The sequence below is a fragment of the Xenorhabdus sp. PB61.4 genome, from assembly GCF_963894935.1.
GTDB classification, from domain to species: Bacteria; Pseudomonadota; Gammaproteobacteria; order Enterobacterales; family Enterobacteriaceae; genus Xenorhabdus; species Xenorhabdus stockiae.
In genome coordinates, this window is the sequence record NZ_CAWQJR010000022.1 from 1 (window position 1) to 11,074 (window position 11,074).

Annotated in this window: 13 protein-coding genes; 6 read left to right on the forward strand and 7 right to left on the reverse strand. The window is 38.8% G+C overall.

All coding sequences use genetic code 11. The annotated features are described in order from the left end of the window. The coding region (locus AACX68_RS02365; RefSeq protein WP_228860490.1) for a helix-turn-helix domain-containing protein at positions 1–594 on the forward strand (594 nt) is incomplete at its 5' end. 137 nt (positions 595–731) lie between these two features. Here AACX68_RS02365 and AACX68_RS02370 read toward each other — a convergent pair. Continuing rightward, positions 732–2,000: an MFS transporter gene (locus AACX68_RS02370; RefSeq protein ID WP_228860491.1), complete on the reverse strand. Its 1,269-nt coding sequence runs from the start codon at positions 1,998–2,000 to the stop codon at positions 732–734. Between the two features lie 175 nt (positions 2,001–2,175). Between AACX68_RS02370 and AACX68_RS02375 the strand changes: the two genes are divergently transcribed. From AACX68_RS02375 to bioD, 3 genes are all read left to right on the forward strand, one after another. Further along, positions 2,176–3,078 carry a LysR family transcriptional regulator gene (locus tag AACX68_RS02375; RefSeq protein ID WP_228860502.1) on the forward strand — a complete coding sequence of 301 codons (903 nt, stop codon included), beginning with the start codon at positions 2,176–2,178 and terminating at the stop codon, positions 3,076–3,078. A 145-nt stretch (positions 3,079–3,223) separates the two neighbouring features. Next, positions 3,224–4,444 (forward strand): sugar metabolism global transcriptional regulator Mlc, encoded by a 1,221-nt coding sequence (gene mlc / locus AACX68_RS02380; RefSeq protein ID WP_228860492.1) that lies wholly within the window; start codon positions 3,224–3,226, stop codon positions 4,442–4,444. Positions 4,445–4,569: 125 nt separating this feature from the next. After that, complete coding sequence (bioD, locus tag AACX68_RS02385) at positions 4,570–5,121, forward strand: ATP-dependent dethiobiotin synthetase BioD (protein ID WP_228860493.1); 552 nt, start codon at positions 4,570–4,572, stop codon at positions 5,119–5,121. A 64-nt stretch (positions 5,122–5,185) separates the two neighbouring features. Here bioD and AACX68_RS02390 read toward each other — a convergent pair whose 3' ends face one another. From AACX68_RS02390 to AACX68_RS02405, 4 genes are all read right to left on the reverse strand, one after another. After that, complete coding sequence (locus AACX68_RS02390) at positions 5,186–5,503, reverse strand: DUF1161 domain-containing protein (protein WP_228860494.1); 318 nt, start codon at positions 5,501–5,503, stop codon at positions 5,186–5,188. 33 nt (positions 5,504–5,536) lie between these two features. Continuing rightward, a complete protein-coding gene (locus AACX68_RS02395) occupies positions 5,537–5,905 on the reverse strand; it encodes a DUF1283 family protein (RefSeq protein ID WP_228860495.1) in 369 nt (122 codons plus the stop codon). Between the two features lie 133 nt (positions 5,906–6,038). Continuing rightward, on the reverse strand, positions 6,039–6,785 hold the full coding sequence (gene ydfG / locus AACX68_RS02400; RefSeq protein WP_228860496.1) for a bifunctional NADP-dependent 3-hydroxy acid dehydrogenase/3-hydroxypropionate dehydrogenase YdfG: 747 nt from the start codon (positions 6,783–6,785) through the stop codon (positions 6,039–6,041). Between the two features lie 322 nt (positions 6,786–7,107). After that, positions 7,108–8,001: a hypothetical protein gene (locus AACX68_RS02405; RefSeq protein WP_228860497.1), complete on the reverse strand. Its 894-nt coding sequence runs from the start codon at positions 7,999–8,001 to the stop codon at positions 7,108–7,110. Positions 8,002–8,177: 176 nt separating this feature from the next. On the opposite strand from AACX68_RS02405, the gene AACX68_RS02410 reads away from it, so the two are divergent. After that, positions 8,178–8,537, forward strand: a complete 360-nt coding sequence (locus tag AACX68_RS02410) for a glyoxalase/bleomycin resistance/dioxygenase family protein (RefSeq protein ID WP_228860498.1) — start codon at positions 8,178–8,180, stop codon at positions 8,535–8,537. Positions 8,538–8,583: 46 nt separating this feature from the next. After that, complete coding sequence (locus tag AACX68_RS02415) at positions 8,584–9,102, forward strand: GrpB family protein (protein WP_228860499.1); 519 nt, start codon at positions 8,584–8,586, stop codon at positions 9,100–9,102. Here the strand turns inward: AACX68_RS02415 and cobD are convergent. Both cobD and cobA read right to left on the reverse strand, forming a co-directional pair. Continuing rightward, on the reverse strand, positions 9,066–10,154 hold the full coding sequence (cobD, locus tag AACX68_RS02420; RefSeq protein ID WP_228860500.1) for a threonine-phosphate decarboxylase CobD: 1,089 nt from the start codon (positions 10,152–10,154) through the stop codon (positions 9,066–9,068). The genes AACX68_RS02415 and cobD overlap by 37 nt on opposite strands. Then, positions 10,151–10,954, reverse strand: a complete 804-nt coding sequence (gene cobA, locus AACX68_RS02425) for a uroporphyrinogen-III C-methyltransferase (protein WP_228860501.1) — start codon at positions 10,952–10,954, stop codon at positions 10,151–10,153. Before cobA ends, cobD begins: the two co-directional genes overlap by 4 nt. Positions 10,955–11,074: the final 120 nt, after the last annotated feature.

Consider the following 11,074-nt stretch of genomic DNA (forward strand, 5'->3'; position numbering starts at 1 on the left):
ATTATTGATGTATTATTACCTTCTTCTGAAGAAGTTTTATCCGATTTACCAACGCAAGGTTCATTAATTAAAATTGAGAATGAATTTGCCAAGTTCTTTTTATTAGTGCAGGGATATGTGAACATACGCAGAATAGAAGATAATTTAATTATTTCGACTGTTTTTTCTCCTTATATCTTAGGGTTATCTTTTTATTCTGGCTCAGAAACCTATTATTCTATCGAGCTTGGCCCTGATTGTAAGATATACCAATTGCCTCGTGTTAGTGCATTGAATGCTATAAAAAAACATGATCTTTACCGAGAGTGGATGAGAGTGATTTCATATAAAATGGCATTCCTCTATGCCAGAGATATGAGTATATTCCGTCACGGTGCTAAAGATATAGTATGTAGTCTATTATCCCGTCTTATCACGTTACCTGATGAATTTAGAGAAAATATCTCAGCTATTAAATATATAGAACAGCGATGTACACTTTCGCGTAGTTGTATTCAGCGCATATTAGCTTCTTTGAAAAAAAGTAAAAATATTGAGATTATTGATGGTTATTTAGTAAAGGTTGTTTTTTTGCCAACAGAATCATATTACTAATAATCATATCTATCTTTTTTCAAGTCACTTTTCTATCGGCTGAACTTAACAATAATCGTTTTTATAACATATGATTATCTATATTTATCTGGATTTTGAGAGGGTTCTGCCTCTCAAAATCCACTGGATATATTTTGTTATGCTGCTAGTTTATTGAGCTTCATACCTATATAAAAAGCTATAATTGTTAATAGTGAAATAAAAATAGCAACACCGTTCCATTGATAGTAAAACCAAAATACTCCACCTAACGTCCCTGATATACTCGAACCCGCATAATAACAGAACAGATAAAGTGATGAGGCCTGTGCTTTGGCTCGTTTAGTTCTCGCGCCTATCCATCCACTGGCTACAGTATGAGCGGCAAAGAAGCCCATTGTCAAAATTGTCATACCGAGGAACAAAGCCCAGAGAGAGGAAAAAACCATGATTAAATTACCAATCAACATCATACTGATTGCAATGAGTAACACCTTTCCTCGTCCATGCTTACTCAGTAATGAGCCGGCTTTTGTTGCACTGTAAACACCGGTCAGATAAACAACAGATAATAATCCCACTACTGTCTGGCTCAAATGATAGGGTGCATCTAATAACCGATAGCCAATATAGTTAAACATTGTGATAAAGCTTCCCATCAATAAGAAAGCTTCGGCGAATAAAAGGGGTAAACCTTGATCGCGGAAATGTAATTTTAGATTAATAAATAATGTCTTAGGCTTGAGGGAACTGGATTTAAAATGTTGGGAGGAAGGTAGCATCACCCAAAATACGATAGCGGCAATAAGTGAAAATGAACCTAATAAAATGACAGCCAGATGCCAGGAATAATAATCTGTCATTACACCGGTTACTAATCGCCCGCTCATTCCACCAAATGAATTTCCACTGATATACAGTCCAATCGATAAGGCTGAGCAACTCGGATGAATTTCTTCACTGAGATAAGTCATTGCAACGGCTGCTACGCCGCTTAAAGACAAACCTACCAAAGCCCGGATAATTAAAAAACCATACCAGCTGGTAGTCATGCTGCTTAAAAGTGTAAGTAAGGAAGCAAAAATCAGAGAGATAGCTATCACATTTTTACGACCAATTGCATCAGACAGAGGGCCAGTGATCAATAATCCCAGTGATAACATGCCAGTAGATAATGAGAGAGCTAAGCTGCTGTTAGCCGGTGAAACTGAAAACTCTTTCGATAAGATAGGTAATATAGGCTGGATGAAGTAAAGCAGGGCAAAAGTTGCTAACCCGACCGCAAAAAATGACAAAGTAACACGTAGGTAGGCAGGGTCGCTGCTCTGTATGTAGCCACTATGTTCCCTATAACGAACTTCTTTTTCAGTATCTCGTGTAACATCAGTACTTACTGAATTTCTACTGATATCAGAGATTGTACCCATTCTACTTCCTTAAAATCCCTTCATTCAGGATTTATACTAAGAGGCTAAAAAACGTTAATGTTTTGTTTTATAAAAAGGTTCCGGAACAAGAGTAGGAAGTTGTTAATATTTTGTCTAATATATTAATAATAATAAATGATATTTTAAACATATCAATTGACGGTAGATGATGAATATTAATATAGAATTAAGGCACTTACGTTATTTTATTGCGGTTGCAGAAGAACTGCATTTTGGGCGCGCAGCAGAGCGACTGAACATTTCACAGCCTCCATTAAGCCAGCAGATCCAGTCCCTTGAAGCAAATATTAAAGCTAAATTGCTGGCACGTAATAATCGTACAGTTACCCTTACACCAGCTGGTCATATGTTCCTCAAAGAGGCCTATCAGATATTATCTCAGGTTGATGCTGCGGCAACTAAAGCAGCCAGAATGCAGCAGGGTGAATTAGGAGAAATATCAATCGGTTTTACATCCACCACACCTTTTATGCATAAAGTGGCACTTAGCTTGCGCCAGTTTCGGGAACGTTACCCTGATGTATCGGTTCACATGCATCAGATGAACACCAAAACTCAGATTGCTCCATTGCAAACAGGTCGGATTGATATCGGGATCATGCGCAATACGTTATTACCTGATAATTTGCAGCACCGGCTATTGTTTCGTGAACGTTTTATGCTTGCTGTGTACGATGGCCATCCTTTACTGGAGTGTGTAAACGAAGGGATCACAATAAAAATGTTATCTGAATACCCTTTGGTTTTTTTTGAGCGGGATGTGGGAACGGCTCTATATGATGAAATTATTACTTTGTTTATCAGTGCCGGAGTATCTCCGATGATTTCACAGGAAGCAGGCGAAGCGATGACTATACTTGGCCTTGTTGCCGCTGGTTTGGGAATTAGTATTGTTACGGAATCATTTATACGGATGAAAATCGATGGGGTGCAATATATTCCGTTAGCTCATACGTCGGTTCACTCTGAAGTTTGGCTGGTTAACCATAAAAAACGTCAGAACAATCCGGCAGTAGAGCGGTTAACTGAACTATTGCTCTCAAATATCTACAGCTGACAGAGAGTGGTTAAACAAACGTAACAATCACGAGAAATTCGTGTGAAAGATCACATTTTTGTTCTAAACGGATATCTTCAAATTTAAACAACGACATAATCATTACTAATTATTTAGAGGTGTAAATTAAATAGCGGGAGGCTCAGTGAGTATAGACGTACAACCAAGCCATGTTGACCAAATCAAACAGATTAATCTTGGTCTGGTTTACGGTCTGATAGATCAATATGGGCCTATTTCACGTATTGCACTTTCTAAAAAATCTCAGTTAGCACCTGCCAGTATTACAAAAATTACCCGAGAACTGTTCGATGCTCACTTAGTGAAAGAAGTTGAATTTCCTGATCTAGGGTTTCGTGGGCGTCCGGCAATCGGGTTAAAAACCGACAGCAAAGGATGGCAATTCTTATGTATACGGATTGATAAAGATAGCACTGTATTTGGGCTTAGGGATTTGGGCAATAACCTTATTGTTGAAGAAGAATTATCCTTATCTGCTTCTGAAAACCACTCTTTTCTGAATTGCCTTGCTGAGCTGATCGATAATTTTTTTTTCCGGCATCAATTCCACCTTGAGCGTTTAACGGCTATCAGTGTGACCACAAACGGGATTATTGACCCGATTAATGGAGTTATTCATAACTCACCGCATTACAGTATCCAGAATCTTCCTCTCAGCACATTTTTATACCGACGTATCGGCGTGCCGGTTTTTTTACAGCATGGTATTACCGCATGGACAATAGCTGAATCTTTATATGGTGCAGGGAAGGGTTGCCAGAACATTATTCAGGTTGTTATTGATGATAACGTTGGTGTTGGCATTATGATCGCCGGGAAAATGCTTCATGCAGGAAATCAGAGTGTTGTTGAAATTGGGCATACTCAGGTCGAACCTGATGGCGAGCGTTGCTATTGTGGCAACACAGGTTGTTTGGAAACCGTTGTCGGCATTAAAAATATTTTGCTGAAAGCACGAGAACTAACCAGCCAATACCCTGGTTCATTAATATCTCCGGCAACACCTCTGACAGTGGAATGGCTTTGTCTGGCTGCTAATCAGGGTGATCCTCTGGCAACAGAGATTATCCGGGGTGTAGGGGAAAGAATAGGGCACATCATGGCGATTATGGTCAATATTTTCAATCCAGATAAAATATTGATTGGTTCACCACTGAACGAGGCGAAACATATTCTTTATCCTGTCATTCAACAGAAAATAACGCAGCTTTCACTCCCCGGATACAGCCAAAGAGTCAATATAGCAGCGACCGCATTTGCCAATTCAGGAACCTTACCGGCTGCATCATTGATCAAGCAATCCTTGTACAGTGGTCATTTACTGCTCGAAATTATGCAAGGATAGCGTACATCAGGCAAAACATTGAGCTAACGCAATCCCTATCTCAAACACATCACCTAAACTTCAACTCAGTTCTCTAGTTACAGCAAAGAGTAACCAGTCTAATCGGTTATTACGGAAATAAATTTATGTTAACGCGCTTATTTGTTACAGGCACGGATACCAATATCGGTAAAACGGTTGTTACCCGCGCATTACTGCAATTCTTTAATCATGAAAAGGAAATTGCTGTAGGGTATGAACCTATAACAGGAGAAGGAACTTCGGTTGATTTTGCTCAAATGACTGATTGTCTTAATAAACTGAGTCATAAGGCAGATCGTGTGATTGTTGACGGAAATGGTGGCTGGCGGGCGTTATTACAAGATAACTCTTTCTATTCTGACTGGGTTGTGAAAGAAAAACTGCCCGTAATTTTAGTTGTAGGAATTCAAACCGGGTGTGTTAATCATGCTATTTTGACTGCACAATCCATTATCAGTGATGGCGTGCCATTGCTTGGTTGGATAGCAAATCGCATTAATCCCGGTTTAGCACATTACGCTGAAGTGCTGAAAAGGTTACGTTGTCACATACCAGCGCCTCAACTGGGTGAAATTCCTTATCTATTAAGGCCAGAAGAGCGAGAATTATCTCATTATCTGGATAGCACTGTTATATCGACATTTGATCATCTGTGAATACAAGAAGGGAGTGAACACAGCGGCACTCCCTTCTTGTGATGTAATTACTTGTAGCGATAGATTAGTGAGTGGACTGGCTTTCGTCATTAGCGTGAGGAAGTCGGGTATAAATAATTTTCTGTTTGCCACGGTTACAGCTCCCAACGACTTTCTCATCACTGTTAACCGCTTGATCATTATCGATAACTTCAAGCTTAAAGTCTGCTTGTTTAACGCCGTTGTTAATAATTTTCTGCGCTATTTGCTCTTTTAGAACATCACATGTCACAACTTTATTTGTCACTACATTGGATTGCAGATTTTGATCTTGTGATGCCTGAGTTACAAAAGATGTAGCTGCAGTCATTAAAATAGCCCCGGCTAGTAAGAATTTTTTCACCTTATCTCCTTGATTTATTGGTATGGGTATAGCCTATTCAGGATTAATAGGGCGACCTGTATTCACATCCAGACAGCGCTTTGTTTTTGGTTCCCAATAAGCATTCAGGTTGAAGTTTTTCAAACAAGCATCCTCATTGTCAACGTCATTCTCATATTCTTCAAATCTCTTTTCTTTGCGTTTATTAATTTTATTACGCAAATCACGTTGTGCGTTCCACTCTTCTCTATCCTGTCTGGCGGTCTCTCTGGTCATAGAATTTTCACCACCGCCATTAATAATGACGCAGTTATCTGATGTGCAAGGATTAGATCTGGATAGCGCAGGAGTCTGCCAAAATAGCAGTAAAAGAAGGGCAATGGCAGGGAAGTATTTTACTATCAAGGGATTATGAACATTCATGCATTAACCTCTCTCACAAAGTATTCATTGAATGATACCCGAAATAATTGAAACCTCTTTTAAAGAGCCGCCTTATTATTCCGGGTATAAAATAACACCTATACCATTACCGATTGATGAACAGATTAAATTTTTAAGCTCTGTGTATACTCAGGCCTGCAAATGTCTGGCAAACAGGCATCATTTCTAATGTATTGATATTGACGCGACCCGGCAGGTTAGCAACCCAGAATACAGCTTCTGCAACATCATCCGCAGTCAGTGCATCTGCGCCTTCATAGGTTTTATTCACTTTTTCACCATCACCTTTAAAGCGAACCTGAGAAAACTCCGTTCCTCCGACCAAACCCGGTTCAATATCTGTAATCCGAACTTTCTTCCCTTGTAAATCAGCACGAAGACCCAGACTAAACTGTTTTACAAATGCTTTGGTAGCACCGTAAACGTTACCGCCCGCATATGGCCAGTTTGCTGCGACAGAACCAATATTAATAATATGACCGTGATTCATTTTTACCATGTTAGGTAATAAGGCGCGGGTCATATTCACTAAGCCTTTTGTATTGGTATCAATCATAGTTTCCCAATCATCAGGGTTAGCCTGATGAGCGGGCTCCAGCCCTAATGCAAGACCGGCATTATTCACGAGAATATCGATATTACGTAAGTTATCAGGCAAATCCTGCATAACTTTCTCTATTGCAGCACGGTCCCTCACATCCAGTTGTACAGGATAAAAATTTTCACCTAATTCTTCCCTTAATTTATCCAGACGTTCTTTGCGACGCCCGGTAGCAATAACGATGGAACCGTTTTCAATAAATTTTCGTGCAATCACTTCACCAAAGCCAGCTGTTGCTCCAGTCACAAAAACAATCATAGTCGTCCCCTTTTACCGATTATTAACTAATTTTCCTATTTAACTATTAATTAGAGAAAGTTATTTATCTTTAGTCAAGAAAGAATTTAATAAGTTCTTTAGTTGTGATGACCAAATGAAGGGTGTTCAGATCCCATTTATTAATGTAACCATATGATATTAATTTGATTTATTGGTTTTTCATCTTCATAAAACAATGGGAGTCATTTCGATAATTAACCATAATGAGTTATTTTATGGGTTGCAGAAAATCATGGGAATACAATATTAATTCCCTGCCACTTGCAGCAGGGACGCTGGCCCTTAATTGTAATGGCTTGAACTATTTAATGAATAGGCCAAAACGTTGGAACTGATTGATTTCGGAAACGAACTTATCAAAATATTTATGTTCTTCCACCGTATCTTGTGGAGAATACTTTTGGTATGTTTCAGACAAATCTGTGTATGCCTGATTGATTTTTTCTCTGAATTTATCGTAAATATCTGGATTATCAGAAGACTTAATCTGATTTAATAATGAAACCAATTTTTCTGCTTCTTTCTGCACATCAGCATGTTTAAATTTCGGCTCAGGAAGAGTGTAATCAAGTACTGTATTCACTGTATCGTTGTTTTCATCAGCTTTGGTATCAGGAGTGAACTTTTCATCGTATTCTGTTAAAAAGTATTGCAATAACTCTGGTTTATCAAAACATTTTGAGGTTATTTTTCCCTGAGATTTTTTATCATAAAGATTAATTTCTTCTGGGAATGGTTTGCCTAAAGGAAATTGGCAGTTAAAGACATTGCCATCAATAACTGCTGCGTTACTACTTCTTAATGGCATTTCAAGCTCATGCCCGTTAATAGTAACCTCATATTCTGCTGGCATGAAACGGTCTGCCTGCCCCTTTAACGCATATACTTCTGATAAGGTGTAATACATATAATTGTTCGGATTGAGGATACCGCCATTATTGTGTTCCAGTACCATAAAGGTAGATTTATTACCTTTATTATCATAAAGATAATGTACTCCTGGTGACAGTTTTACACTTCCGTTGATCCCCGGTTCAATAGTGTAATCCTTATCGTCAATTTTAAATGTGATAGTACTGTTTGTTGGGTTGCTATAATAGAATTTGTTTTTATTGCTTTCAGGATCTAAGGCATCACAAGCTGCAAGGAGTAATGCTGCGCTACTTAATACACCAACTTTTAAAAAAGTTTTCATAGTTTATCGTCCATAACAAAAAAAGTTTTCAAATTATTCATACACCAGAAAATTTTTGCAAATGTTTTGTTTTTAAAAAAAGAAAGATAAAGTGATCAGAATTTTAACTGAGTATGATGTTACGTTGAGTACGGTTTTAATTATCTGATAATTTTATCAAGGAGAAGAGGATAATCATGATAAAACCAGCTACGCTTCTGATCCCTGTACCTGATGTTAGTCAGGGTTTGGAATGGTATAAACAGGCATTTCCAGAAGCAGAAAGTATTTATTTGGAGAAGTTTAACTTTACTATATTAAAAATAAAAAATTTTATTCTGGAAATAGTCCAGGCCGATGAAAAGGTTTATGCTGGAAAAAATGGTACTGTTCTGTATTGGTCAGTCCCTTGTCTTAAATCAGCTATTCATAACTTCGAAGAAATAGGTGCGAAACTATATAGGGGACCGATGAAAATTGAAAATAATTTAGGAATGTGTCAATTAGAAGATCCGTTCGGAAATCTGATAGGGTTGCGTGGTAAATTCTTACTATAAATGTATTCTTATTACCCAATAATACCTTTGTACTGATGAGATATATATGAGCAAAAGAACACTTGAAGTCGTTGATTACAACCCTCAGTGGCCTGCTTTGTACCAAAAAGAAGCTGAGTTGTTACTTAGCATACTGAATAAAAATATATCTAAGATTCATCATATAGGTAGTACTAGTGTTGAACATCTTGCTGCAAAACCAATTATCGATATTTTGGTTGAAGTGAATGATATTAACTTACTGGACGGTTATTCAGATATTATGTTGCTTCATGGTTATAAAGCGAAAGGGGAAAACGGTATCTCAGGAAGGCGATACTTCCAGAAAGGGGGCAATAATCGGACTCACCACATACATGCTTTTGAAGTCGGTAATCCACGTATTGTAGATCATTTGGCTTTTCGTGATTATTTAAAGAAACACTCTAATATTGCGAAAAAATATGGGGAACTTAAAAAGCAAATAGTTAAAGTCTGCAATAATGATAGTGATAAATATTGCTGTAGCAAAGCAGACTTTATCACTTATCACCTTATTGAAGCGTTCCGTGAAGAAAAGACTTGATGCATGGCTGTAATTAAGCGCTGATTTTCCCACTCACTGCGTACGGCTATTCGATAGTAACGGTTATCTAGTCCGGCATAATTTTTACAATGGCGGATCAGTAGTTGATGTTTCAGTAAGGCATGCCACAGATCAATCTCAGGTCGCTCACAACGAAAAAATAAAAAATTGGCTGATGGCGGCCAGACTGTCAGTTCAGAAAAGGCTGAAAGCTGATTCCACAAATAATATTGCTGTGATTTTAGCCACTGATGTGTCGCAGCAATATAGTCATGCTCATCAAATAAAATTTCACCTATTTTTGCGGCAAAGGCGTTAATTGACCACGGCTCACGTCTGTTTTTCATCCCTGCAATAACGGTTGTATTTCCGCTGATTAAATAACCTAATCGTAGGCCGGGAATAGCAAAAAATTTTGTCATTGAACGCAATATATAGAGATGTTTTGTGGTGGAAATTTGTGGTATCAATCCTCGATTATCAGGTAAAAAATCAATAAAGGATTCATCGACAATTAGCGAAATTCCGTTTTTCTCGCAATATTCCACCAGCGCCTGTGTAACTTGATTATCCGGCATTAACCCTGTGGGGTTATTGGGCGTAGCAATAAACAAACAATCGGGTTTAATCGCAGCAAGCATATCCAGTAGACGTAAATCAGGCTGAAATCCGGTTTCTTCTGTTAATGGATAGTCGATGATTTTTGTTCCGATTTGCTGCAAAGCCCGTCGATATTCGGCAAATCCCGGAGTAAGAAGTAAAGCGAGTCTGGGATTAAGATAGCGGACAATGGCATAAATCAGCTCTGTTGCACCGTTGCCTGCAATAACCTTTGCCTCATCGCATTTATGCGCTTCCGCAATTGCCTGATGTAAATAGCGATACTCCATATCGGGATATTTCTCAATATCGGTCAGGCTATTCTTTATCAGCGTCTTAACACGTTCCGGTGCGCCTAGTGGATTAATATTAGCGCTGAAATCAATGAGCGCATCGGCTGAAAGGCCATATTGTTGAGCAATGCCGATAATATTGCCGCCATGTTCACTCATGGTATTACTCCGTCAATAGAATCTTCCAGTGCAGGGCAAAGCGAAGAAAGATTCAGATAAGAAGGAGAGAAGGCCAGCATTTCACTTAAATTAACCACATCACCGATCACAATCAGAGCAGGAGCATGCAGTTCCTTTTCTTCGACCTTTGCCGCCAGTGTTTCCAGTGTGCCGATAACGCTTTCCTGTTTCGGATGGCTGGCATACATAACCACTGCCGCTGGGGTTGTCGCGGGTTTACCATGCTGAACTAATTGCTGACAGATATCTGTCAGGCGGGTCATTCCCATCAAAATGATCAGAGTGCCTTCCAGCTGAGCAAGTATTTTCCAGTTTTGTTGTTTGTTTTCCTGGGAGGTGTGCCCGGTCACAATATGAAAACCCGATGCGTAATCGCGGTGAGTGACCGGGATCCCTGCATAGGCCAATCCGCCAATTGAGGAACTGATCCCCGGAACAATTTCAAATTTAATACCATGTTGTGCCAGAATTTCTGCTTCTTCTCCTCCACGACCGAAAACATAAGGATCGCCGCCTTTCAAGCGCACGACTCGTTTTCCGTCCAGAGCATGTTTTACCAGAATTTCGTTAATCGCTTCTTGTGGAATAGGGTGATAATCATGTTCTTTACCGACATTAATAATTTCGCAGTGCTCGGGTATTTGAGCAATAAGTTCAGGATTAACGAGACGATCATGAACAATGACATCCGCAGATTGAATGCAATGTAATCCCTTGACTGTAATTAAACCCACATCGCCGGGACCTGCACCGACTAACCATACACATCCTTTATTCATGAGATGACCTCTATGGATGTAAAATATAATGAAATTATATTTTTCTTTATCTCAGGGTTTTTACTATACACAATATAAATATGTTGATAATTATTACTGCAATGCTGAACAACTGAAATT

Coding starts and splice junctions, on each gene's coding strand:
- ydfG (WP_228860496.1), bottom strand. CDS start 6,785: ATGATTGTTTTTGTGACTGGAGCAACAGCTGGCTTTGGTGAAGTGATT.
- cobA (WP_228860501.1), bottom strand. CDS start 10,954: ATGAATAAAGGATGTGTATGGTTAGTCGGTGCAGGTCCCGGCGATGTG.
- AACX68_RS02370 (WP_228860491.1), bottom strand. CDS start 2,000: ATGGGTACAATCTCTGATATCAGTAGAAATTCAGTAAGTACTGATGTT.
- AACX68_RS02410 (WP_228860498.1), top strand. CDS start 8,178: ATGATAAAACCAGCTACGCTTCTGATCCCTGTACCTGATGTTAGTCAG.
- AACX68_RS02405 (WP_228860497.1), bottom strand. CDS start 8,001: ATGAAAACTTTTTTAAAAGTTGGTGTATTAAGTAGCGCAGCATTACTC.
- bioD (WP_228860493.1), top strand. CDS start 4,570: ATGTTAACGCGCTTATTTGTTACAGGCACGGATACCAATATCGGTAAA.
- cobD (WP_228860500.1), bottom strand. CDS start 10,154: ATGAGTGAACATGGCGGCAATATTATCGGCATTGCTCAACAATATGGC.
- AACX68_RS02395 (WP_228860495.1), bottom strand. CDS start 5,905: ATGAATGTTCATAATCCCTTGATAGTAAAATACTTCCCTGCCATTGCC.
- AACX68_RS02415 (WP_228860499.1), top strand. CDS start 8,584: ATGAGCAAAAGAACACTTGAAGTCGTTGATTACAACCCTCAGTGGCCT.